This window comes from Pantoea sp. UBA5035 (assembly GCF_002415245.1).
GTDB classification, from domain to species: Bacteria; Pseudomonadota; Gammaproteobacteria; order Enterobacterales; family Enterobacteriaceae; genus Pantoea; species Pantoea septica.
On sequence record NZ_DICD01000027.1, the window covers coordinates 214,977 to 235,985 of the forward strand.

General features: G+C 53.7%; 31 protein-coding genes. 28 read left to right on the plus strand and 3 right to left on the minus strand.

Going from position 1 to position 21,009, the window contains the following annotated elements:
* Positions 1 to 260: 260 nt before the first annotated feature.
* The 27 genes from B3229_RS17820 (at position 261) to B3229_RS17950 (ending at position 18,119) form a co-directional block, all read left to right on the plus strand.
* Entirely contained in the window at positions 261 to 1,529 is a 1,269-nt protein-coding gene (locus B3229_RS17820) for a DUF2213 domain-containing protein (RefSeq protein WP_414692779.1), read from the plus strand.
* Between the two features lie 11 nt (positions 1,530 to 1,540).
* The gene (locus B3229_RS17825; protein WP_286872976.1) at positions 1,541 to 2,059 is read left to right on the plus strand and encodes a structural cement protein Gp24; all 519 of its coding nucleotides are present in this window, start codon (positions 1,541 to 1,543) and stop codon (positions 2,057 to 2,059) included.
* A gap of 8 nt (positions 2,060 to 2,067) precedes the next feature.
* Positions 2,068 to 3,015, plus strand: a complete 948-nt coding sequence (locus B3229_RS17830) for a DUF2184 domain-containing protein (protein ID WP_286872979.1) — start codon at positions 2,068 to 2,070, stop codon at positions 3,013 to 3,015.
* Positions 3,016 to 3,057: 42 nt separating this feature from the next.
* The gene (locus B3229_RS17835) at positions 3,058 to 3,504 is read left to right on the plus strand and encodes a hypothetical protein (RefSeq protein ID WP_286872981.1); all 447 of its coding nucleotides are present in this window, start codon (positions 3,058 to 3,060) and stop codon (positions 3,502 to 3,504) included.
* On the plus strand, positions 3,476 to 3,886 hold the full coding sequence (locus B3229_RS17840; protein ID WP_286872984.1) for a DUF4054 domain-containing protein: 411 nt from the start codon (positions 3,476 to 3,478) through the stop codon (positions 3,884 to 3,886). The genes B3229_RS17835 and B3229_RS17840 overlap by 29 nt, the downstream gene beginning before the upstream one ends.
* Positions 3,883 to 4,383, plus strand: a complete 501-nt coding sequence (locus B3229_RS17845; protein WP_286872987.1) for a hypothetical protein — start codon at positions 3,883 to 3,885, stop codon at positions 4,381 to 4,383. The genes B3229_RS17840 and B3229_RS17845 overlap by 4 nt, the downstream gene beginning before the upstream one ends.
* On the plus strand, positions 4,383 to 4,784 hold the full coding sequence (locus B3229_RS17850; RefSeq protein ID WP_286872988.1) for a head-tail adaptor: 402 nt from the start codon (positions 4,383 to 4,385) through the stop codon (positions 4,782 to 4,784). Before B3229_RS17845 ends, B3229_RS17850 begins: the two co-directional genes overlap by 1 nt.
* A complete protein-coding gene (locus B3229_RS17855; protein WP_286872990.1) occupies positions 4,781 to 5,329 on the plus strand; it encodes a phage neck terminator protein in 549 nt (182 codons plus the stop codon). The genes B3229_RS17850 and B3229_RS17855 overlap by 4 nt, the downstream gene beginning before the upstream one ends.
* A gap of 4 nt (positions 5,330 to 5,333) precedes the next feature.
* Positions 5,334 to 6,485 (plus strand): DUF3383 family protein, encoded by a 1,152-nt coding sequence (locus B3229_RS17860; RefSeq protein ID WP_286872993.1) that lies wholly within the window; start codon positions 5,334 to 5,336, stop codon positions 6,483 to 6,485.
* Positions 6,486 to 6,494: 9 nt separating this feature from the next.
* Positions 6,495 to 6,935 carry a phage structural protein gene (locus B3229_RS17865; RefSeq protein WP_286872996.1) on the plus strand — a complete coding sequence of 147 codons (441 nt, stop codon included), beginning with the start codon at positions 6,495 to 6,497 and terminating at the stop codon, positions 6,933 to 6,935.
* Between the two features lie 3 nt (positions 6,936 to 6,938).
* A complete protein-coding gene (locus B3229_RS17870; RefSeq protein WP_286872999.1) occupies positions 6,939 to 7,370 on the plus strand; it encodes a phage tail assembly chaperone in 432 nt (143 codons plus the stop codon).
* A 17-nt stretch (positions 7,371 to 7,387) separates the two neighbouring features.
* Positions 7,388 to 7,552, plus strand: coding sequence for a DUF6889 family protein (locus tag B3229_RS17875; RefSeq protein ID WP_376747175.1), 165 nt, complete (start codon positions 7,388 to 7,390; stop codon positions 7,550 to 7,552).
* On the plus strand, positions 7,542 to 9,563 hold the full coding sequence (locus tag B3229_RS17880; RefSeq protein WP_286873002.1) for a lytic transglycosylase: 2,022 nt from the start codon (positions 7,542 to 7,544) through the stop codon (positions 9,561 to 9,563). The genes B3229_RS17875 and B3229_RS17880 overlap by 11 nt, the downstream gene beginning before the upstream one ends.
* On the plus strand, positions 9,563 to 10,138 hold the full coding sequence (locus B3229_RS17885; RefSeq protein WP_286873005.1) for a phage baseplate protein: 576 nt from the start codon (positions 9,563 to 9,565) through the stop codon (positions 10,136 to 10,138). The genes B3229_RS17880 and B3229_RS17885 overlap by 1 nt, the downstream gene beginning before the upstream one ends.
* Positions 10,138 to 10,446, plus strand: coding sequence for a phage baseplate plug family protein (locus B3229_RS17890; protein ID WP_286873008.1), 309 nt, complete (start codon positions 10,138 to 10,140; stop codon positions 10,444 to 10,446). The genes B3229_RS17885 and B3229_RS17890 overlap by 1 nt, the downstream gene beginning before the upstream one ends.
* A gap of 2 nt (positions 10,447 to 10,448) precedes the next feature.
* Positions 10,449 to 11,510: a hypothetical protein gene (locus tag B3229_RS17895; RefSeq protein ID WP_286873010.1), complete on the plus strand. Its 1,062-nt coding sequence runs from the start codon at positions 10,449 to 10,451 to the stop codon at positions 11,508 to 11,510.
* A 2-nt stretch (positions 11,511 to 11,512) separates the two neighbouring features.
* Positions 11,513 to 11,857 carry a hypothetical protein gene (locus B3229_RS17900; protein WP_286873013.1) on the plus strand — a complete coding sequence of 115 codons (345 nt, stop codon included), beginning with the start codon at positions 11,513 to 11,515 and terminating at the stop codon, positions 11,855 to 11,857.
* Between the two features lie 142 nt (positions 11,858 to 11,999).
* Complete coding sequence (locus B3229_RS17905) at positions 12,000 to 12,773, plus strand: hypothetical protein (RefSeq protein ID WP_286873015.1); 774 nt, start codon at positions 12,000 to 12,002, stop codon at positions 12,771 to 12,773.
* A complete protein-coding gene (locus B3229_RS17910) occupies positions 12,773 to 13,144 on the plus strand; it encodes a hypothetical protein (protein WP_286873018.1) in 372 nt (123 codons plus the stop codon). The genes B3229_RS17905 and B3229_RS17910 overlap by 1 nt, the downstream gene beginning before the upstream one ends.
* A 58-nt stretch (positions 13,145 to 13,202) precedes the next feature.
* Entirely contained in the window at positions 13,203 to 13,859 is a 657-nt protein-coding gene (locus B3229_RS17915) for a Gp138 family membrane-puncturing spike protein (RefSeq protein WP_286873021.1), read from the plus strand.
* Positions 13,856 to 14,209 (plus strand): hypothetical protein, encoded by a 354-nt coding sequence (locus tag B3229_RS17920; RefSeq protein WP_286873024.1) that lies wholly within the window; start codon positions 13,856 to 13,858, stop codon positions 14,207 to 14,209. Before B3229_RS17915 ends, B3229_RS17920 begins: the two co-directional genes overlap by 4 nt.
* Positions 14,209 to 15,411, plus strand: a complete 1,203-nt coding sequence (locus tag B3229_RS17925; RefSeq protein WP_286873027.1) for a baseplate J/gp47 family protein — start codon at positions 14,209 to 14,211, stop codon at positions 15,409 to 15,411. The genes B3229_RS17920 and B3229_RS17925 overlap by 1 nt, the downstream gene beginning before the upstream one ends.
* Positions 15,408 to 15,980 (plus strand): DUF2612 domain-containing protein, encoded by a 573-nt coding sequence (locus B3229_RS17930; protein ID WP_286873030.1) that lies wholly within the window; start codon positions 15,408 to 15,410, stop codon positions 15,978 to 15,980. Before B3229_RS17925 ends, B3229_RS17930 begins: the two co-directional genes overlap by 4 nt.
* 1 nt (position 15,981) lies before the next feature.
* Positions 15,982 to 16,830, plus strand: coding sequence for a hypothetical protein (locus B3229_RS17935; RefSeq protein ID WP_286873032.1), 849 nt, complete (start codon positions 15,982 to 15,984; stop codon positions 16,828 to 16,830).
* Between the two features lie 68 nt (positions 16,831 to 16,898).
* A complete protein-coding gene (locus B3229_RS17940; protein WP_286873035.1) occupies positions 16,899 to 17,351 on the plus strand; it encodes a tail fiber assembly protein in 453 nt (150 codons plus the stop codon).
* A 208-nt stretch (positions 17,352 to 17,559) separates the two neighbouring features.
* Positions 17,560 to 17,799, plus strand: a complete 240-nt coding sequence (locus tag B3229_RS17945; protein ID WP_286873038.1) for a DNA polymerase V — start codon at positions 17,560 to 17,562, stop codon at positions 17,797 to 17,799.
* Positions 17,799 to 18,119 carry a phage repressor protein gene (locus B3229_RS17950; RefSeq protein WP_286873041.1) on the plus strand — a complete coding sequence of 107 codons (321 nt, stop codon included), beginning with the start codon at positions 17,799 to 17,801 and terminating at the stop codon, positions 18,117 to 18,119. The genes B3229_RS17945 and B3229_RS17950 overlap by 1 nt, the downstream gene beginning before the upstream one ends.
* Positions 18,120 to 18,278: 159 nt before the next feature.
* Here B3229_RS17950 and B3229_RS17955 read toward each other — a convergent pair whose 3' ends face one another.
* The gene (locus tag B3229_RS17955; RefSeq protein ID WP_286873044.1) at positions 18,279 to 18,989 is read right to left on the minus strand and encodes a DUF6602 domain-containing protein; all 711 of its coding nucleotides are present in this window, start codon (positions 18,987 to 18,989) and stop codon (positions 18,279 to 18,281) included.
* 264 nt (positions 18,990 to 19,253) lie between these two features.
* Positions 19,254 to 19,673, minus strand: coding sequence for a YkgJ family cysteine cluster protein (locus B3229_RS17960; RefSeq protein ID WP_286873047.1), 420 nt, complete (start codon positions 19,671 to 19,673; stop codon positions 19,254 to 19,256).
* Between the two features lie 252 nt (positions 19,674 to 19,925).
* On the opposite strand from B3229_RS17960, the gene ompW reads away from it, so the two are divergent.
* Positions 19,926 to 20,558, plus strand: a complete 633-nt coding sequence (gene ompW / locus B3229_RS17965; protein WP_048781908.1) for an outer membrane protein OmpW — start codon at positions 19,926 to 19,928, stop codon at positions 20,556 to 20,558.
* Positions 20,559 to 20,608: 50 nt separating this feature from the next.
* Here ompW and B3229_RS17970 read toward each other — a convergent pair whose 3' ends face one another.
* Entirely contained in the window at positions 20,609 to 20,923 is a 315-nt protein-coding gene (locus tag B3229_RS17970) for a BON domain-containing protein (RefSeq protein ID WP_048781906.1), read from the minus strand.
* Positions 20,924 to 21,009 lie beyond the last annotated feature (86 nt).

Here is a 21,009-nt window from a genome sequence, read left to right on the forward strand (position 1 = left end):
AAGCCGAGCGCAGGAAGGCCGAAGCCCTGAAGAAGGGCATGAGCGAAGAGGACAAAAAGACATTCAGAAAGGAGCTCATAAGCCGCTATGCAAAGGCTTTTCAGAAGGCCCACGGCTGGAGTGCATCAACTGCGAGAGAACAGGCCAGAATAGAGGTTGATCACCTGTTCAAAAATAAAGCCGACAAAGTTTTGGAGGCCTGGCACAAATTTCAGGCATCCAGCAAACAGACTGGTGATGCCGACACGGTGCAGCATACGATGAAATATTTTTTCACCGCCCGGCTGGGCGAAACCCGCTTTCTGCAGGCGGATGGTTCGCTGCTCTGCAAAGACGTTCCGATCGCGCGCACGGGGCAGCAGATTTACCTGCCCGATGAGATTGGGCTGGAGCCTGACGAGTCAGGCACAGTCACCGTATGGCGCACAGAAGACGAGGTGTTTTCCCCCGAGACAATGGCATCGTTCGAGGGCGTTGCCGTCACGCTGGGCCATCCCGAGGACGATGACGGCGGAATTCTGTTCGTTAACCCTGGTAACTACTCGGAGCTGGCGCATGGGCATATTCAGAACGTGCGCCGCGGCACGGGCGATAAATCTGACCTGCTGATCGCTGACGTGCTGATTAAGCGTCAGGAGGCGATCGACGCGGTTAATTCCGGCCTCACTGATGTCAGCTGTGGCTATGACGCCAGCTACAAGCAGCTGGCGCCCGGAAAGGGCAAGCAATATCAAATCACCGGAAATCATCTCGCGGTCGGCATTGACCGCGGGCGCGCTGGTGGTCGCTGTGCAATCGGGGATTCAGCCCCATTACCCAAAAAGGAGAGGCCAATGTCATGGCTGAAAAAACTGGCTACGGCCATTAAGACGAAAGATGAGGACGCGCTAAACCAGCTCATTGAATCCGCGCCCGAAATCCCGTCCGACGGGATGGGCTCTATTCCGGGCTCGACAATCAACATCAATATCCCGTCGCAGGCCACCTCGCTGCCGGCCGAGAACCGCACGACGACAGATGAGCAGGAAGAGGAGGCGAAAAAAGAGGAGGAGAAGACCGGCGACGACGGCGATATCGCGGCCGCTCTGCAGGCGATCCTGGCGCGCCTCGACAAGCTGGAGGGTAAAACCGGCGATTCTGATCCGGGCGACGACAAGCCGACAGGGGATGAAGATGCAGAAGAGGATAAAAAGGTCACCGCCGACGCTGCGTATAAGCGCGGCATTATCGCTGACGCGGAAATCATCTGCCCCGGCTTCCAGCCCACTGGCGATAAAGGGCTCAAACGCCAGGTGCTCAGCCAGGCGCTCCGCACCGGCGACAGCCTGAAGGCGTTCGGCGTCAGTGATTTTGATAAGGCACCGAAGGCCACCGTCGATGCGGTGTTCACTGCCGCAGTAGCAATGAGCAAGGCTCAAAATCACCTGAAACCGCTCGGTTTCAAAACCGGCGACGCCGCATCAACAAAACGCATCACGCCTGCTCAGCTGAATCAGCTGAACAAGGAATTCTGGAACAAACACAAATAAGGTAACTCCTCATGGCAGGAACTGCATATCTGACCCGCATGCCTCTGGGCATCGCGGGCGCCGTAACTCGTCCGCGGGATCTGACCGCCGAGCCGGTGTCGCTCGATCCCAATAAGATTTTTTCAAAGTATGGTCTGGCCGGTAAATGGTCCGGCAATGACTTCGTTCCGCTGGAGGAGGGCGACACGATTGACGATGTCGCGGGCATTCTGATCCGTCCGTATCCGACGCACTCGCAGCCAGATATGGCGGCGCTGGGCATCAGTTCCGGCGTGACGGGCGACAGGCTCGCGCGCGGCTATATCTGTGTGACCGTTCCGCAGGATCAGGCGGCAACAGCCAAAAAAGGCGCGCCGGTTTACGTGCGCATTGCTGGCGCAACGGCAGACAGCCCGCTCGGCTCGCTGGTGCTGACGCCTGACGCGACTGCCGCGAATACCCCGCAGCTGACTGCAGCGCGCGCGATGGGTCCGGGCGATGGCGCCGCCGGCGCCGGCCTCGGTCACGTTGAAATCGCCTACAATATTTAAGGAAACCCATGTTTACTATCGACAAAAAGACCGTTGACCAGGCCGGCGCGTTCCTTATCGGCGAACTGGAGCGCCTGGACCAGACGCTCAACCTGCCGCTGGTTTCGTACAAATGGTCGCGCGACATGCCGCTGCGCAGCGACGTGTCTATCGCGGACGAAATTTCATCGTTCACTAACACTGATTTTGCCGCGGCGGGCGGTGTAAATCCGAACGGTAAAAACTGGATCGGTAAAAACTCCACTGCGATCGCGAAAACCAACCTCTACATTGAAAAAACAGCGCAGCCGCTCACGCTCTGGGGCATGGAGCTGGGCTGGACCCTGCCAGAGCTGGCGTCTGCACAGCAGCTCGGACGCCCGATCGACACGCAGATGTACGACGCCATGCAGATGAAATGGAATATGGACATTGATGAGCAGGTCTATATCGGCGACGAGGGCATGGGCGTAACCGGTCTGCTGAACCTCAGCAACGTTGTTCCGCTGGCCGCCGCGGGCGCATGGACGGCGACAACTGATCCAGACATCATCTCGCAGGACATTAACCTGGTCCTCACCGACGCGTGGCTGAAATCAGGCTATGCCGTCTGCCCGTCTAAAATCGGCATTGCGCCAGAGCTGTTCGGCCTGCTGTCAAACAAGAAGGTCAGCTCAGCCGGTAACATCTCGCTCCTCGAGTACGTGAAGATCAACACCATTGCGTTTCAGGAGAACGGCGAGCCGCTGGAAATTGTCTCCATGAAATGGGCGTCAAACCGTGGCGTGGGCGGATCTCACCGCATTGTGGCCTACACCCAGGACGAGAAATACGTGCGATTCCCGCTCGTGCCGTTGCTGAATACTCCGCTCGAGTATCGCGGCATCCACCAGCTGACGACCTATTACGGCCGCCTCGGCCAGGTAGAAACGCCGTACAGCAACACCATCTCCTATCTCGACGTTCCGGCGTCATAACCAACCTGGCGGGGCAACCCGCCTTTTTTCTGGAGAGCATCCATGAAACTAATTGCAGCTAACGCCGCGACGCTGAGCCTTGCTGACGGTTCAAAATTTAAAATCGAGCCCGGTATTCACGACGACAAAGATTTTCCCGACGCCGTCAAAAAGCACTGGGCATTCAGCTCATACGTAAAGCCGATCGACGACTCAGAGAATGAGCAGGGCGATAGTGATTCGTCAGTGCAGATTGGCAGGCTGCAGGCCGAAGTCGACAGCCTGAAAAAGACCGTTTCGGAACAGGAAGATCTGGTCGAGAGCCTGACGGGTCAGATTGAAGAGCGGGAGGCGGCGATCGGCGAACTGCAGGGCAAGGTTGATGACCTGACGGCGCAGCTGGTGGCGCAGAACCAATCCGATACCGGGCAGAGCAACGATGCACCTGTCAGTGAGGTCAACGACAGCGACGGCGGTAAAAATGCCAAAAAACAGCAAGCTTCCAGGTAAAGAGCAGTTCCGCACCGACTTCCCCGAATTTTCCGACACCACGCGCTATCCCGACCCCTCTGTTGATTTCTACCTGGGCATGGCCGACACGCTGCTGAATCAGGACGTGCACGGCGACAAGTTCGTCTATCTCGCTGAGCTGTTCACCGCGCACTACGTCGAGCTGCGCGGGCGTGCGCTGGCGGTCGTCGGCGCAGGCGGCGGGGTCAATTCTGCCGGCGGCGGCGTGATGACGTCGAAATCCGTGGATAAGGTCAGCGCGAGCTATGACGTGTCGGGGATCATCAATCCTGACGCGGGATTCTGGAACAGCACGGCATACGGCCGGGAATTTTTCTGGTGGTGGTCGATGTTCGGCACCGGCGGTCGCCAGCTGCTATGAGCGGGCTCACTGTTCGCGCTGATAATGCCGCCGCCGTGCTGGAATCGCTCCGCCAGCTCACCGGCATGGACGTGCTGGTCGGCATTCCGACAGAGCGGGCCGCGCGCGAGGGCTCGCCCATTAACAACGCCGAGATCGGCTATCTCCAGTCGACCGGGGCAACAGTCGAAATCGATGGGGAGACCATCACGCTGCCGCCGCGGCCGTTTCTGGACATGGGGATTGAGGACACGAAGCCGCGCACCACGGCGCATCTTGAGGCGGCGGCACGGGCAGCCCTGGGCGGCAACATTGAGGGCGCGCTGCTGGAGCTGGAAAGCGCAGGACAAATTGCGCGGGACGGCGCTAAAGCGGTTATCGGATCGGGCGATCGTCTGCATCCCCTGTCTGAGAAAACGCTTAAACGCCGAGAACGTGAAGGTATTACGGGCGATAAACCGCTGTATGCGCATGGCCACCTGCTGAACTCAATCACCTACGTTGTGAGGAAAAAATAATGCCGTTTCTCGACGTGACAGACGTGCTGCTGGATCCGGACTTCGCTGATAACTCGCTGGTTTGCCATCGGCAAATTCAGACGGCGGATGAGGATAATTTCCCGACCAACACGTCGCAGGCTATTCCGTTTTCCGGCGTGGTGACGGTGGATCGATCGCTGGAGGCGCGCCGGATGGCTGCCGGGCAAAACATCAGCGGTGCAATTCTCATCGTGACGCAGTTTCGACTTACACAGGGCCAGCCCGCCGGCGCTGGCACACCGCGGCTGGATGCCGACATCGTGACGTATAACGGCCGCAACTACCGTGTGACGTTTGTTGATCCGTACACCAGCTACGGCGCCGGGTTCGTTCAGGCACATTGTGAGCTGGTGGAATTTGACGGAGGGATCCCGGCATGAGCAATGACAGCACCGCGGCGGGCTACATCACGCCTGCAGGCGACGGTCCCGCTTATGACGAGGCGCTGGAGCGCCAGATTAGCAGGTGGATCCGCGGCGTTTCCGGTCTGCCGGCAGAGCGCGTCTTCCCGCGCTGGACCGACCCGCAATCCTCGATACCGGCAAAAAACATCACCTGGTGTGCGTTTGGCATCACCACCGCGGCATTGCCCGGAATGCCGGCAAATATCCAGATTAGCGACAGCGAGTCGGAGCAGTGGGCGTGGGAGCAGCTGACCGTCATTTGTTGCTTTTACGGCCCGGGCGGAGCCGCGCTGGCCACTGCATTCAGGGCGGGGTTGTTCATTGAACAAAACAACACCGAGCTGAATCGCGACGGCCTCTCGCTGGTGGAGGTGGGGACGATCTACAACCTGCCTGAGCTCATCAATAACCAGTGGGTACGGCGCTATGACATCACCGTCACGCTTTCACGAAAAACCATCCGCACCTACAACATCAATTCCATCGTCGACGCTAACGTCGCGATAATTACCGGAGACTAATCTCATGGCCAAGGGGTTGCCTTTAAACCGCGTCACAAACGTAACGGTGACGCTCTCAGCGCGCGCGGCGCAGGGCCGAAATTTTGGCTCGATGCTGCTGCTGGGCGCTTCCACTGTTATTCCCGTTGCTGAACGTCTGCGCCTTTATTCCAGCCCGGACGATATCGGCACAGATTTTGGCGTAGAGAGCGAAGAATATAAGGCCGCTGTTGTGTGGTTCTCACAGTCGCCGCGCCCCACCCAAATCTATGTCGGCCGCTGGGCGAAGACGCTGGACGCGGCAGAGGCTGGTCAGCCTGAAACACTACTGCAGGCCGTAAACGCGCTGCTCGATTACAACAGCTGGTATGGGCTGCATCTCGCTGTTGATGCAGAAATTTACCCGGATGACGAGGATTTGCTTCAGGTTTGTGATGCCGTGGAATCAGCAACCACATCTCGCATTCTAGCTATCACGTCTGACGACGCCGATATTCTGGATTCAGCCGTCAAAACCGATCTGGCGACGAAACTTAAAGCCGCGATCTACAGCCGCTGCTTTATCCAGTATTCGTCCACCAGCCGTTATGCCGCGATCTCAGCGTTCGCGCGCGCGTTTACTGTCAACTTCACGGGCAGCAATACGACTATCACGCTGAAGTTCAAGCAGTTGCCCGGCATCACCTACGAAACCCTGAGCACCCCCCAGGCCAACGCGCTGGAGGCGAAAAACTGCAACGTTTACGTCTATTACGAAAACGATACGGCGATTCTGGAGCAAGGCGTAATGTCTAACGGCGATTTCTTCGACGAGCGCCACGGGCTGGACTGGCTGCAGAACGCAGTGCAGACCGCTGACTACAACACGCTCTACACCAGCACAACGAAGATCCCGCAAACCGACGCAGGCACAACTACCCGCATGGCCAACATCGAAAAGGTACTGGATCAGGCGCTGAATAACGGCCTCTTTGCGCCGGGGATCTGGACGGGTGGTCCGATGGGGCAATTAAGCACGGGCGATACCCTGACGAAAGGGTATTACACCTGGGCTGACACAGTAGACAACCAGCTGCAGTCTGACCGGGAAGCCCGTAAAGGCGTACCCATTCAGGTGGCCGCGAAGCTGGCCGGCGCCGTTCATTACGGCGATGTTGCAATTACCGTAGTTCGTTAAGGAGCGATAATGGCTACCTATTCTTTTCTAGATGTCTCTGGTTCGCTGTCGGGGCCAACGGGCTCAGTAGACCTGGGCGCAGGCTCAGCGAACGCTGAAGAGGGCATCACAATTGCCATGACTGAGGCGAAAAACACCATGACGATCGGCGCGGATGGGGAGTCGATGCACAGCCTGCACGCGGGCAACAGCGGCACGTTGACCGTCTCACTGCTTAAAACTTCCCCGATCAATAAAAAGCTGCAGCTGATGTACAACGCCCAGCGCCTGTCCTCCTCTACGTGGGGAAACAACGTAATTGTTGTGCGCAACAAGGCTTCTGGCGATTTCTTTACCGCGCGATCCTGCGCGTTTCAAAAAGTGCCTGACTGGACCAATGGCAAGGTGGCCGGGACCGTGGCATGGGTTTTTGACTGCGGCAAAGTTGACGGCTTGCTCGGGGAGTTTTAACCGATGGAATTTGAAATCAAAGGTATTCAGTATCGTGTCGCTAAGCTCAGCGTCTTCGATCAGCTGAAAGTATCCCGCAAACTTCTGCCGGTGCTGGCGGGTCTGCTGGGAGATTTCCAGAACATTCAGGCGGCAACAAAGGGCGGCGACATCTACAAGGCGATGGAAACGACGCTGCCAAAAATTGCCGATGCGCTGGCGGCCCTGAGCGAAGATGACACGAATGCGATCCTGTTTCCGTGCCTGAGCGTCGTTGCGCGTAAAAACGGAACGACATGGGCGCCGGTTATGTCCCAGGGCGTCATGATGTTTGACGACATCGATCTGATGAGCCTGTTGCAAATTGTCGGTCGCGTGGTGGTCGACAGTCTCGGAAATTTTTTGCCAGAACCTCCTATGAGCGAGACGCCGGACCAGCCGCAGGCCAGACGTTAAACAGCCTGCCTGACGGGCTGTCATACCTCCTCGACCCGGTTGACGCCGGGTTAATTCCCTATACCGCGCTGAAAGATGGATCGGTTGATCTGTGTGACATCGCGCTGATGAATGACCACCTCGCTGTTAAGGCAGACAACCAGCGCCGCATCGCACAGTGGAGAGAAGAGAATGAGCGCTGAAACTATCAAAGACTTTTTGGTCTCCCTGGGCTTCAACATCGATGAAGCTGGCGCGCGTAAATTCGGGGCTGTTCTGGCCTCGACTACTACACAGGCTGTCAGGGCAGGGGCAGCAATAGAGGCGGCAGCGCTGTCAGTCGTGGCTTACACCGCGAAAGTCGCCAGCAGCCTCGATAACCTGTACTGGATGTCGCAGCGCACCGGCGCGACGGTGAACGGCATCAAACAGATCGGTTATGCGGTCGGGCAGATGGGCGGTTCGGTAGATGCCGCGCGGAGCTCGATCGAAAATCTGGCGCGCTTTGTGCGCAACAACCCCGGCGCAGAGGGATTCCTCAACCGGCTGGGCGTGCAGACCCGCGACGCCGGCGGTAAAGCGCGCGACATGGCGGGCATTTTTACCAGCGTTGGCCAGCGGCTCAGCAGCATGCCGTATTACCGCGCAAATCAGTACGCGCAGATGCTCGGCATTGACGAAAACACGCTGATGGCAATGCGCCGCGGGCTGGGGCAGTTCAGTGCGCAATACAGCCAGATGACGAAAGCGATCGGCTTCAATGCAGATCAGGCTGCGGTGAGCTCGAACCGGTTCATGACGTCGCTTAAGGCGTTCGGCGAAATGGCCGGCATGGCGCGTGACAAAATCGGCTCTAACCTGGCTGAAGGTCTGGCTGGCTCGATCGATACGCTGCGCAAGCGGATCCTCGATAACTTCCCCAGAATTGAACAGACCATTACCACCGGCATCAAGGGCATTCTCTGGCTGGCCGACGCGATCGGGCGCGTGGTGTTTCGTCTGATTCAGGCGGGCGGCGACCTCATCGAATGGTGGAAACATCTGGATTCCGGCACAAAAAACCTGATCGCCACATTCGGCGCGCTGCTGGTGGCGTGGCGCGTGCTGAACAGCGCTTTCCTTGCTTCTCCTATAGGAATAATCCTCTCGCTGGCTGGCGCGCTGGTGCTCCTCTATGACGATTACAAAACGTGGAAGGAGGGCGGAAAATCCCTTATCGACTGGGGCAAGTGGGAGCCCGACATTAAGCTGGCCGTCAAAAACATCGAGGGCATGGTCGACAGCATCAAAAAGCTGGCGAGAGAAGCAGCGAAACTGTTCGGTATCGATCCGAAAGCCTGGAGCCTGAAATGGGAATTTTCGGACCTGATGCGAAACCTCGGCGATCTGGGGAAAATGCTCAGCCTCATTGGCGACCTGCTAAGCGCTATCAACGAGCGGCGCTGGTCTGATGCCGTCAGCATCGGAAAGCAGTTGCTGGCGCAGGGCAGCGAACGACCCGATGCCCTGCCCGGCGTTACTAAAAGCGCCCAGGAAACCCGAAGCGCGGCGATCGACTGGTACAAGACCAGTAACGCGCAGCTTAACCGTTTTTTACCGACATGGATGGGCGGCTCGTCGGGATCGCAGGCTGTAGAGGGCACCCCTGATGCTGCGCTCGATATTCCCGGCAATCTCAAGCGAGGCGAGCGAAACAATAACCCCGGCAACCTGAATTTCGCCGGGCAGCGCGGCGCGGCGCTGGAACGCCCGGGCGGTCGGTTTGCCCGGTTCGAGTCGGCATTCGACGGGCTGCGCGCGCTGTCGCGCCAGCTCATGCTGTACGCCGGGCGCGGTATTAACAGCGTCGAAAAAATTATCTCGACGTGGGCGCCGGCCGGCGACGGCAACAACACCGCGGCGTATATCAAAGCCGTAGCTGGGAGGCTGGGCGTTAATCCGCGGGCCGCGCTGAACATGAGCGATCCGCAGACTATGTCAATGCTGATGAGCAGCATCATCACGCATGAGAACGGCCGGAATATCTATTCGCGTGACCTCATCAGTAAAGCGGCAGTGGCCGGGATCGGTGGCAATGCGGCGCAGATCAGCCAGCAGAACACCTATCACATCTACGGCGGCGGTGATGCGCGGCAGGTTGGTTCTGAAGTTGAGCGCCGCCAGCTGTCAGCGAACACCCGGGCGATGCGCGGAAACCAGACCAGAGTGGGCTAATGGACATTTTATCAACGCTGTTCCACCAGCAGAGCCGAAAAATCGGGATCATCGTACCCAGCGTTGTCGTCTCTGAAAAACACAGCGACACGCTCGAAATTACAGAGCATCCCGTCGAAACCGGCGCGGCCGTTGCGGACCACGCCTATAAAAAACCGAGCGAACTGGTGATGGAGGTCGGTTTTGCCGGCGGTGGTTCGCTGCTGGACTTTGCCAGCAGCCTCACCGCTACGCGCGTGCTTGAGCTCAGCCCGCAGGAATCCTACCAGAACCTGTTGGATCTCCAGCTGAGCCGCGTCCCGTTCGACGTAGTGACCGGGAAGCGGGTTTATAAAAATATGCTGATCCGCGCGCTGGAAGTTACCACGGACAGGACAACAGAAAATGTGCTGTCTGCCGTGCTGACCCTGCGCGAGGTGCTTATCTCGCAAACGCAGCAGATATCGGTCGCTGACAAGGCGAATATGACGGGCGGCGTGAGCACCTCGGCAGTGATTAACACCGGCACCAAATCACCCAGGCCGCCAGAATCTTCATTACTCACCCAAGCCGCAACATTTCTGGGGATCGGATAATGGCAATTCAGGAAATCCCGCTGACGGCGGATAACCAGCAGTTCAGCATCAGCATCGCCGGCACAACGTACCAGGTAGGCATCATCTGGCGGGATACGTGCTGGGTTATGGATCTGCAGCGCGCCGGCGGCGACGTGCAGATTAATGGCATCCCGCTGGTAACGGGTGTGGATCTGCTCGCCCAGCACGCGTATCTGGGGCTGGGTTTTTCGCTGTACGTGATATGCGACGTCAGCGCGCAGGACTACCCAACACAGACCGATCTGGGCTCACGCAGTCATTTACTGGTTTTAACGGAGCAGGCATAGGTATGTCACAGAACTGGATGAGACATTTTGAGCTGCAGCTCGTCGATGAGCAGGGAAAGGGGATCGAACTCAGCGACTTCAGGGTCACTTTTAACATCGACTGGTTCAACATCAGCAGCGCGTCGCGGATCGGGACATTCAAAATTTATAATCTGTCGGCGCCCACGATAAACCGTATCACGGGCGCCGAGTTCACGCGTATTCGCGTTATCGCCGGTTATGACGGCATTGCGCCGGACGTATCCGCCAGCGATGTCGGTGTGGCGCGCGACGTCGCTGCAGCGGATGTCGGGCAGAGCCGCGGGCAGAACTGGGGCATGATCTTCAGCGGAGAAATCCGCTATACAGTGACAGGCAAGGACAGCCCGATCGACTCCTATGTGCTGATTCAGGCCGCAGACACAGATCAGGCATTCGCCACCAGCATCAGCGTCCAGACGCTGGCTGCCGGATACACGCCGGCCGACCTGAACCGCGTGCTGATGAAAGATTTTTCCGTACACGGTGCGACCGAAGGGCTGACACCGGAAATGCCTCCCACGGTCTTCCCGCGCGGGCGCGTGGTGTTCGGCATGACCCGGCACCTGATGGACAACGTAGCAGAGCAATGCGACGCGACCTGGCAGTTCGTCGACGGCCAGCGGGTAATGGTCAAAAAAAATGAGGTCGTACACGATGCGATCGTGCTCAACAGCGCGACCGGCTTAATCGGCATGCCGCAGCAGACGATCGGCAACGGCGTCAACGTCCGCGCGCTGATAAATCCAAACATTCGGGTTAACGGACTTATTCAGCTCGATCAGGCCTCAGTGTATCGCACTACGCTGTCGAGCAATGATATTGCGATGGCTGGTGGGCGAATAACGGACCAGAATACGGACGGTAACATAACGATCAACGGGACGACGGCACAGCCCGCCAGCATCGCCACTGATGGCGTTTATATCGTCCGTGGCATTATGTACACTGGCGATACACGCGGGCAGGCGTGGTATATGGACATGATGTGTGAGGCTCGAGGTGCTGCTGACTTGCGGACTCAGGAATCACTTAACAGGGGGTAAACTTGAAAGGAATCATTGTTTTTATTGCCTCAATACTATCTTTTGGGGCTGCAGCAAGCGGCTACACTGCTTATTGTGGGCCTTATACCATTGTCGCAAAATTAGGCGAACTGGACACAATTAACGGTGAGCGAGTTACTTCTCAGAAAATTACATACTTAGGGGCTGACGGGGTAAAGATCGACATGGGCCTTATGCCGGCGCGAGATGGTAACAACTACGGTTTTCAATACATTCATCCGGACGGCAGCACCAAGCGCTGGCTTAACGTCCAACTCCTGCAGAACAGCATGGATGCGCCACGGATCATCGGCTCTTTTCCATGTAAGAAGGTAGCGGCGCGGTAGTCGCACCCATGGTTAGGTTCACTTTTGCCTAGTGACTGCCGATACACATGCCGCAAAGAGTGCGAAGATTTTTGACCGTTGCCTTTTCCATACTGTATCTTTAGTACGTAACTTTGTAAGACCTTAACGTCATGGCGATTAAATGATCCCACCCAAAACAAAAGGATTACATGAGACGATTCAAATGCTTGCGTCTCATATTGAGCATGGAACAGAGCTTGATGCATTTACTTTGAAGCGGACAGTCACAGCTGCTGAAAGGCTTGATGACGCTGCTTCGAAATGGATGCTTCTTGGACTTGCCTACGGGGCAGCAAAGCAGAAAGAGAAAGCCGTAGAGTATTTTAGACTTGGTGCTGAGTGTGGTGATGACAGAGTAGTGATCAACTTCCTGTCTTATCTGAGCCATACCGGGCAATATAATTTGTATCGCGACGAATGCATCAAGCTTGCTCGCCGCTACGAAAATTCTCCTCGTATCTTACGACTAGCACGCAATGCAAGCTATGCTGACGGAGATGGGGAGCTGTCTTTGTACTTTGCTCGCAGGGCACTGGCAATGCTGCCAGATGGTCCAGAGAAAAGTGCATTGCAGGAGGAAGTTGATTTGAGAAACGCCCAGCTAAGCGCATTCATCGAGGTGACTAATTTGGAGACCTCACGGATCTCTGAGTTGACCAGGATGGTTGCCAATACGACTACGAAATACCATGTCATTGCCGTTTCTCATGATTATTATACGAGTCCTGATGGTAGCGCCGCAATCATCTGTGATGTCATCTGCGATGATCCAGATATTATTTCTGATATGGATATTGATATAGCAACTGAGTTAGCCATGTCAGAATTTTACGTGACCAGAAATGTTACAGCCTGGTTTCGAGGAAGGAAACGCGAAGAGGTTCCATATACGTAATGAGCATTCAGGGTAAGGATATTTTACTGGTTGCTGAAAGTTGCGCCGACAAAGCGGAAGAGCATTTTTCTCGCAGCGCTATTTCTCGCGCGTACTATGCGCTCTATCACGAAGCCTGTTCGATATTGCAAAATTGCCCGCCTACCACGCATGACGGAGTGGTGCAGTATTTGCTGACGGATTCCCGCCGGAAAGCCGAACCTTATGAATTAATGGACTTAATTCGTATAGGGGCAGTTTTGAAGCAGCAAAAAGAAAAGCGAAAAGCTGCTGATTATGATCTGGCCCTTCATATAACTCAGACAGAAGCAACTAGCTCTGTTAATGCCGTTAGAAAAATTTTAGATAAAATATCTGAAATCAGAAGTTAAGAGAACATATCCTTACTAACCCGCTTCGGCGGGTTTTTTATTGTCTGGAGAAAATGTAATGGCAATATCAGACCAGACCCGCAGCGGCGATTTAGCCGAAGCTTTCAAATCAGAACGGGCGATGGTTAAAAATCAGCTGCGCGTCGCTATGCCGGGCATCGTTCAGTCGTTTGACCCGGATAAAGTAACCGCCGTCATCCAGCCTGCAATCCGCTACGTCGAAACCGATAACGACGGGAACCGCTCAACTAAAGACTATCCACTGCTCGTCGACGTGCCGGTCATTTTCCCGCGCGGCGGGGGCTGCACGCTGACGTTCCCGATCAGGGAGGGCGATGAGTGCCTTGTCGTGTTCGCCGATCGCTGCATTGACTTCTGGTGGCAAAGCGGCGGCGTGCAGGAGCCTGTTGATCCGCGCATGCACGACCTGTCGGACGCATTCGCTATAGTCGGCCCGCAGTCGCAGGCGCAGAAAATCGCCGGCATCAGTACCAGCGCGGTGCAGTTGCGCACCGACGACGGCGCCAGCTTTGTCGAATTAACGCAGGGCGGCAGCGTCAATATCACCACTTCACTGCTTACAGTGAATGGGGATATTCAGGTTAATGGAGCGATTAAATCGACCGGCGATCAGGTTGCCGCCGGCATTAGTCAGACGAAGCACACTCACACCGGCGTGAAGTCCGGCAGTGATACGTCAGGAGGCCCACAGTGAGATACCGGCGCGAAGATGATGGCGGGGATTACACGTTCGGACAGGGCGATGATACCTGGCTGATTAATTCTCCGGAGGCCGTGGCGCAAGCCGTGAAAACCCGGTTTCTGCTCTGGCGCGGTCAGTGGTTCCTCGATACCACTGAGGGCACGCCGTGGATTCAGTCCGTGCTGGGCAAACAGAAGCCGGAAACCTATAAGCTCGCGATCCGCCAGCGCATTCTCGATACGCGAGACGTTAACTCCATCCTGTCGTTCGATACGACACTGAATACCTCATCCCGCCGCGTGATATTTACCGCGACGATCGACACTCTCTACGGAACGACGACAGTAACAAGCGAGGCGTAATGGCTCTCAATTTAGACACGCTGGGGTTATCGGCAACGGTAACAGCCCAGGGCATCAGTGCGCCTGATTACCAGACAATCCTGAGCACTATCACCGATTATTTTTATCAGATATACGGCAGTGACGCTTACCTCGAACCCGACAGTAAAGACGGGCAGATGGTGGCGCTGGTGGCGCTGGCAATCCATGACGCCAACAACGCGGCTATTCAGGTCTACAACTCCTTCTCGCCTTCTACGGCACTCACCGATGCTCTCACGCGCAATGTCAAAATTAACGGCATCGCGCGCCACGGCGCGACGAACTCAACTGTCGATGTAACGCTGGCGGGAGCCGAGGGGACGACAATCACAAATGGTTCTGTCAGGGACGCTAACGGCATCATCTGGAACCTGCCCGCCAGCGTGACGATCGGCATAGACGGAACCGTGACAGTAGCAGCTACATGCGCCACGGCCGGCGCGGTGGCAGCCATAGCAGGCTCAGTAAACCAGATTAATACACCTACGCGCGGGTGGAAATCTGTGACAAACGCTCTGGCGGCAACAGTCGGAACCACTATAGAGAGCGATGCCGCGCTACGCCTGCGACAGACTCAGAGTGTGGCTTTGCCTGCGGTAACACCTTTTGAGGCCCTGGACGGTGCGATCGCAAATGTCAGCGGCGTAACGAGACATAAACTTTATGAAAATGATACTGAAACGACAGACGAAAACGGCATCCCGGCCCATGCAATAACTGCTATCGTCGACGGTGGCGACGCAGCAGAGATTGCTGAAACTATCAGGAAAAAGAAAACTCTGGGCGCGCCAACTTTTGGCAGCACAACTATTGAGCTAAAAGATGCATACGGAAAGCCTGTAAAAGTTTCCTTTTCCAGACCTGTCGTTGTGCCCATTTTTGCAATGGTTGCAATAACTCCGCTTCCCGGTTATTCAAGTATTATGGGAGATAAAATTGCCAGTGCAGTTGCCTCATATATTAACAATCTCGGAATTGGGGCTAACATTTATTACAGGCGACTATATTCAGCGGCTGACCTGGCTATCGGTGTCGATGATTTAGATAGCCAGTATTATGACGTTACACTAATATTATTTGGCAAAAGCAAAGATAATCTTTATACCACCAATTTAAATATTTCATATGACGAAGCAGCATATTGCAAGCCAGAGAATGTCAATGTGGTAATTAATGGATGAGTAAATATACTAACCTGATAAGCAATTATCACAGGGATAAACCGCGATTCGTTGATCACATCGAATTATCTACTCGCCCCCTGACTGATGTCTCAACAACAATGAAGGGACTTCTCACAGCGTTTGATCTGGACAATGCCGTCGGCGCGCAGCTCGATATAATAGGCGAATGGGTGGGGCGGAACCGGCGTATAGCTGCGCCAATCGAGGATTATTTTTTTACGCTAGACAGTGAAACGCTGGGCTTCGATCTCGGGTCATGGAAAGGACATTACACACCGGAGAGCGGTATTATTGAAGTCGATGATGAGGAATACCGAACTATGCTGCGCGCAAAAATCGGCGCGAATAACTGGGATGGCACTGTCGAACATCTGAAATATATATTAGACAATATTTATCCGAAAAATAATGTCAGGTTGTCATTCACTGATAACCAAGACATGACAATGACAATCTATGTAGATGGTCCCGTAATTTCCAGCATTACAAAGGAGATAATCAGACAAGGTTTCTTATCTATAAAGCCTCTGGGTGTGGCTGCTAAATATATAATTAACGGTGAATGATATGGCTAAAAATGATTTTAAAGCATTTGCAATAGACCAATATGCGAATGTTTTATCGCAAGAAGAATATGAAGCGCTCGAGGCTCTGAAAAGCGGCTTCAGCTCAGGTATTGCCCGTAGCGAACAGTTGAACAAGGTCTGGCGCCAGGCATCGACGATCGCTGCTGTTGTGGCGTCATTCATGGCTGACAAATCAGGTGATGACGTCCTCGATAATGGTGACGTTGAAGGGCTGGAAAAAACACTGGTTAAAGCCTTGCTGGCGGCGTCAAGAGGCGGGCTTGATACCATATATCTTCAGGCAGAAAATAATCTCTCCGAGCTAACGGATAAATCGGCGGCGCGGATAAATCTGGGACTGAGTAAGGTTGGAAACTACAGAGCTGTGCAGGCAAACGGTGGTAAACACTCTTCTGGCGACTACTCGATTTATATGGACTGGGGTTCAGACGGAAAAGTTTATATAACTGTTGGTTCGATTGATGCAGGTGCGGTTTTTACAACGCGCAATCCTCCCAATGCGCAACAGACCGGTGCGTACCCGCTGGCAGATGGAAGCCTGAGCGACTGGTTAACCGGAATAGTAAATACCATTAACAACGTGGCAAGCACTACAAATGATGCCTGGAATAAAGCCAATGATGCTCAGGTAAACCGCGTCGCTGACGTTGCGCTCGGAGCTCGCTGGACAGGTATTTTAAACCCCAGCATCGAATCGCCCGCTGCCGGTTATGTTATGACGGGCTGGTATACAGAGGGGCAGAACCCTGGCGGGGATACGCTTGTATTTCGCCCCATTCAAAAATATTTGCCCTCAATGGGCTGGGTTAACGTAGGACATACAGCATAATGTTGACACTAAAAAATATTAATACCTATGAACCGGATTACTACGAATTAATGCCACGGTGCGTTTATATGCAAACCGAGGATGGAAAGGACTGGTATTACCATCGGCTGAATTTTCAGTCTGACACTTTAAAAGTGTGCTATGGAAGCGATAACGTTATTAGAATGGCAAGCTACAACGTGCAGGCCATCACTCCTCCTGCTGGTTGTTCCGTTTCTGAAGTAGCGCGCGAAGATGTGCCTGAGGATTTTGACGACATGGGGAACTGGGTGTTTGACGGCTCGGCCATTGTCAGACGCGTTTATACGGCTGAAGAGCTCGCTGCTCAGGCGCTGGCGAAAAAAAACATTCTTATTGCCGCTGCGACAGCTGCTATTAACCCGCTACAGGATGCCGTCGATCTCGAGATTGCAACTGAAGACGAGCTGGCACAGCTGCAGGCGTGGAAAAAATATCGCGTATTGCTTAACCGGGTTGTTACCAGTGCGGCAGAAATTGCGTGGCCTGAAGAGCCGAAATGATCGGATGGTTAACCGGCCCCAGCACCGATGAGCATCCGTCCATGTTTAGCTCGGCAGGCCGGTTAACCATGCCCAGTGTGCTTAGTCAAACCCTCGCAGTAAACCCCAGCCCCTAAATCTGACTGCTCAATTTGAGACCCGTTGTAACTTGAAAAAATCCCGGCCTGGCATTACTGTGTTTATATACAGTATTTTCTTTGGGGGAAACATGCCGCGCGAATACGAAAAAGAAGCTGCGTTTAGAAACGCGATCAAACGGGATCAGAAAGGCCGTTACACAGTAACGACGGTCGATTTTGTCGAAGAGTTGGCGAAGCTCAACTGGAATTTCACGTTGAAAGAGGCTAACCGGTGGGTAGAAGTTCACACTACGACATTTCGCGATGTATCAACTCAGGAGGGGGAACAGCGCACGTTTCAGGTTTTCAATCCAAACGGTGGCCTCTGATGGGCTTTCAATCTCCAGCGCAAGACTATATTGAGCGCCGTCTCAGGGTTAGTGATCTGGTTGTGCATAACCCTGCATCAACGCTGATTGTTGAACGCGATGGTGGACTAATGGTGATTGATCGATATGCGCGCGTCACTGCTGGCCATAAAGTTGCGCTGCTGCATGACGGGGAGACACTAATAGCCCGTATGGGGGAGTGCTGTTTGATTACTGAAGATGGGCAGCGCATTGCTGGGGAAGAGCTAGAAGATGTAATAATGCTGGGGAAAATAACCTATGAAATTTTAAGCGTATGGCAGAATAATGGACCTGTATGATCTCAAAAGAGCCAATTTAAATTTCATGATATTTTATAATCAATCGTCATCGAGTGCCAAAAATAAAAAGCAGCTTCATAGAGCTGCTTTTGTTAGGAGCGCGGCTTTGGGAAAATGAAACCTCGCCGTAAGGTTTTAACAAAGTTAATTTTATTAAGTTTACATCCATTCCAATAAAGAATAACCACCTCTTGATGCCGCTGTTTCCTCTATACGATCTAATAACAATGCTAAATAAAGAGCTGTAAAATCAATTCTATTGGCTAAGAATGGGATTTTCTTAAATTGTTTTTCTTCCGATACATAGTTATATAAACCAGAATCAGGTAAACAAAACATTGTTGGAGGAATGGTTTCTTGATTTTGCCATTTCGATAATGCTTTATTTAGGTCCGTAATTGATTGTTTATATGAGAAACAACTTACAGCGGGGTAATACATTTCATCCTTATCTAGTTTGCCACCTTTAGCTGTTTTTAATCCAAGAGGATTTTGAGGATGGAGCGCCCAGGCTAAATTTAAGGTTTGGTGCATGCCATCAGTATCTAAAGAGCTTTTTACTTCAACAGCCCTAAGAACAGAATCTATAAAATAAACTCCGAGTCCATTTTGTTCGATAATCGGAGGGATTTGTCTTTTGTCATAAATTATTATGTCAGTTTGTGGTGAAAATCTATCCCACTTATCAACTATTTGCCCAGAACCTATACCGAAATGTGGAGGCAGCAGAGATTGAAAAAGAGGGATTAAAAAACCTTCCCTGAATGTGCCTTTGACAGTTGTATGAGATATCTGTGATACAGATTCAGCATTCTCATAAGCTTGTTTAATTTTGTTATGCATTATCGTTCTTAAAAACTTACCCGACATATTATCAATTCCTTATGGTGTAGATATGACTAACATTAATGAGAATTTTAATAAATTACTGCATTGTTTATCGACTAAAAATTTAATTCTGTGAATTAAAAAGCACAAAATGCATGGCAGGATGGCAAAAGAAATTCAAGTGGCTAATTTTCATACAATACAAGAAGATGAAACATGTGACTTAACAATATGGTCTACGTCCTCTAATAAGAAAACATCAGACTTAGCCATAAAAAATAACGTGTACACACCCGTGTACATAATCTAATGATCCGCGACTGAATCCGAGCGCAAGGCCGCGCCATTACTGTTCTGATGCGCTTTATCATCCATATAAGGTAAAGAAGGGTGAAAAAGAGGCGGCAGACCATAGCGAGCGCGGGCTCGATCGCAGGCCTCGTTATAAATGCCGTTTTCGCCCGACATGGCGAATTCGCGACAGGGCGAGGGGCGCTGCGCATAGATGCCGCAGGAGGTGCAGCCGCCCGGCTCGCCCTGCAGCGCCACGCAGCGCGGTTCACGCGCGTTGGTGCCGCGCATATTGCGCATCAGCAGGCTTAACGGCTCGGTGAGTTCAACCGGGACCGCGCCGCCGGCGTCATCGGCTTCAGCCCAGTAAAATGAGACGCGGAAATGGGCGCAGCAGGCGCCGCAGGTCATGCAAGGGTTTAAATTATCGCTCATTTGATCGCCCGCCACTCCTGAGGCATCGAACCAAAATCAACACGGGGAAAAAGCAAAATAATCACGCCGTTAAATTTCTTCAAGCGAAATTTCAGGCAAGCCTGTGGGGCTAAAATTGATCTAAATCAATCCCTTGCTTTTTATGTGGTTTTTCGTGATTGATTCGGATGCATTTTTTGCAAAATCCCGTTAGAACGTTGCCCACAACGTCACACCATAATTCCCCCGTTTATCTTGTGCAAAGGAGTGATCATGAAACTGACAAAATGCGCTTTCATACTGGCAATGGCTCTACCGCAGCTGGCCCTGGCTCATCAGGCAGGCGATTTTTTTATGCGCGCCGGCAGCGCGACGGTGCGTCCTACCGAAGGCTCCGATAATGTATTGGGCATGGGCGGCTTCGACGTCAGCAACAATACCCAGCTGGGCCTGACCTTTACTTATATGGCCACCGACAACATCGGCGTCGAACTGCTTGCGGCGACGCCGTTCCGCCATAAGGTGGGCCTGGGCGCGACCGGCACGCTGGCGACGGTGCGTCAGCTGCCGCCGACTCTGATGGCGCAATATTACTTCTTCGACAGCCAGAGCAAAGTACGCCCCTACGTCGGCGTAGGTATCAACTACACCACCTTTTTCGACACCGACCTTAATCAGAATGCCCGTGACAAGGGGCTTAGCGACCTTAGCGTGAAAGATTCCTGGGGCGTGGCGGGACAGGTCGGTCTCGACTACCAGATTAACCGCGACTGGATGCTGAACGCCTCGCTCTGGTATATGGATATTGATACGGAAGTGAAGTTTAAGGCGGGCGGCAAGCAGCAGAATATCGATACGCGCATCGATCCTTTCGTCTTCTTCTTCGGTGCAGGCTACCGCTTCTGATAAAAAAAGGCCGCGAATCGCTCGCGGCCTTTTACGTTTCTGCGTCAGCGTTATTTAATCTGCATGTTGTTCACAACAGACTTCACGCCTTTCACGGTACGGGTCACTTCTACCGCACGGCTGGCCATCTGCGGCGAGCTGACGAAACCGCTTAGCTGCACGCGGCCCTTAAAGGTTTCAACGTTAATCTCGCGTGATTTGAGTTCATCGTCATTCAGCAGCTGTGCTTTGACTTTGGTGGTGATCACCGTGTCGTCGATATAACCGCCGGTGCCTTCTTCCTTCGGGGTTGGCGCGCAAGCGCTCAACGTCAGCGCAACCACTACGGCGACCAGCGCGCCTGCAAGGACTTTAAACAGTTTCATTGCTTCTCTCCCTGTCTCGAACAAGATGCGCCGTTACCATAACGGCGCGCAAAACAAGTGTGGGCGGGAAAAGCGAAAGCGGCAAC

Excerpts from the sequence above, each read along its gene's own strand:
- B3229_RS17885 (WP_286873005.1), top strand. The coding sequence starts at position 9,563 with ATGGACATTTTATCAACGCTGTTCCACCAGCAGAGCCGAAAAATCGGG.
- B3229_RS17890 (WP_286873008.1), top strand. The coding sequence starts at position 10,138 with ATGGCAATTCAGGAAATCCCGCTGACGGCGGATAACCAGCAGTTCAGC.
- B3229_RS17830 (WP_286872979.1), top strand. The coding sequence starts at position 2,068 with ATGTTTACTATCGACAAAAAGACCGTTGACCAGGCCGGCGCGTTCCTT.
- B3229_RS17870 (WP_286872999.1), top strand. The coding sequence starts at position 6,939 with ATGGAATTTGAAATCAAAGGTATTCAGTATCGTGTCGCTAAGCTCAGC.
- B3229_RS17940 (WP_286873035.1), top strand. The coding sequence starts at position 16,899 with ATGCAAACCGAGGATGGAAAGGACTGGTATTACCATCGGCTGAATTTT.
- B3229_RS17970 (WP_048781906.1), bottom strand. The coding sequence starts at position 20,923 with ATGAAACTGTTTAAAGTCCTTGCAGGCGCGCTGGTCGCCGTAGTGGTT.
- B3229_RS17865 (WP_286872996.1), top strand. The coding sequence starts at position 6,495 with ATGGCTACCTATTCTTTTCTAGATGTCTCTGGTTCGCTGTCGGGGCCA.
- B3229_RS17925 (WP_286873027.1), top strand. The coding sequence starts at position 14,209 with ATGGCTCTCAATTTAGACACGCTGGGGTTATCGGCAACGGTAACAGCC.
- ompW (WP_048781908.1), top strand. The coding sequence starts at position 19,926 with ATGAAACTGACAAAATGCGCTTTCATACTGGCAATGGCTCTACCGCAG.
- B3229_RS17955 (WP_286873044.1), bottom strand. The coding sequence starts at position 18,989 with ATGTCGGGTAAGTTTTTAAGAACGATAATGCATAACAAAATTAAACAA.
- B3229_RS17905 (WP_286873015.1), top strand. The coding sequence starts at position 12,000 with ATGATCCCACCCAAAACAAAAGGATTACATGAGACGATTCAAATGCTT.
- B3229_RS17915 (WP_286873021.1), top strand. The coding sequence starts at position 13,203 with ATGGCAATATCAGACCAGACCCGCAGCGGCGATTTAGCCGAAGCTTTC.
- B3229_RS17840 (WP_286872984.1), top strand. The coding sequence starts at position 3,476 with ATGCCAAAAAACAGCAAGCTTCCAGGTAAAGAGCAGTTCCGCACCGAC.
- B3229_RS17825 (WP_286872976.1), top strand. The coding sequence starts at position 1,541 with ATGGCAGGAACTGCATATCTGACCCGCATGCCTCTGGGCATCGCGGGC.
- B3229_RS17855 (WP_286872990.1), top strand. The coding sequence starts at position 4,781 with ATGAGCAATGACAGCACCGCGGCGGGCTACATCACGCCTGCAGGCGAC.
- B3229_RS17860 (WP_286872993.1), top strand. The coding sequence starts at position 5,334 with ATGGCCAAGGGGTTGCCTTTAAACCGCGTCACAAACGTAACGGTGACG.
- B3229_RS17960 (WP_286873047.1), bottom strand. The coding sequence starts at position 19,673 with ATGAGCGATAATTTAAACCCTTGCATGACCTGCGGCGCCTGCTGCGCC.
- B3229_RS17895 (WP_286873010.1), top strand. The coding sequence starts at position 10,449 with ATGTCACAGAACTGGATGAGACATTTTGAGCTGCAGCTCGTCGATGAG.
- B3229_RS17880 (WP_286873002.1), top strand. The coding sequence starts at position 7,542 with ATGAGCGCTGAAACTATCAAAGACTTTTTGGTCTCCCTGGGCTTCAAC.
- B3229_RS17835 (WP_286872981.1), top strand. The coding sequence starts at position 3,058 with ATGAAACTAATTGCAGCTAACGCCGCGACGCTGAGCCTTGCTGACGGT.
- B3229_RS17950 (WP_286873041.1), top strand. The coding sequence starts at position 17,799 with ATGGGCTTTCAATCTCCAGCGCAAGACTATATTGAGCGCCGTCTCAGG.
- B3229_RS17845 (WP_286872987.1), top strand. The coding sequence starts at position 3,883 with ATGAGCGGGCTCACTGTTCGCGCTGATAATGCCGCCGCCGTGCTGGAA.
- B3229_RS17820 (WP_414692779.1), top strand. The coding sequence starts at position 261 with ATGAAATATTTTTTCACCGCCCGGCTGGGCGAAACCCGCTTTCTGCAG.
- B3229_RS17850 (WP_286872988.1), top strand. The coding sequence starts at position 4,383 with ATGCCGTTTCTCGACGTGACAGACGTGCTGCTGGATCCGGACTTCGCT.
- B3229_RS17930 (WP_286873030.1), top strand. The coding sequence starts at position 15,408 with ATGAGTAAATATACTAACCTGATAAGCAATTATCACAGGGATAAACCG.
- B3229_RS17910 (WP_286873018.1), top strand. The coding sequence starts at position 12,773 with ATGAGCATTCAGGGTAAGGATATTTTACTGGTTGCTGAAAGTTGCGCC.
- B3229_RS17945 (WP_286873038.1), top strand. The coding sequence starts at position 17,560 with ATGCCGCGCGAATACGAAAAAGAAGCTGCGTTTAGAAACGCGATCAAA.
- B3229_RS17935 (WP_286873032.1), top strand. The coding sequence starts at position 15,982 with ATGGCTAAAAATGATTTTAAAGCATTTGCAATAGACCAATATGCGAAT.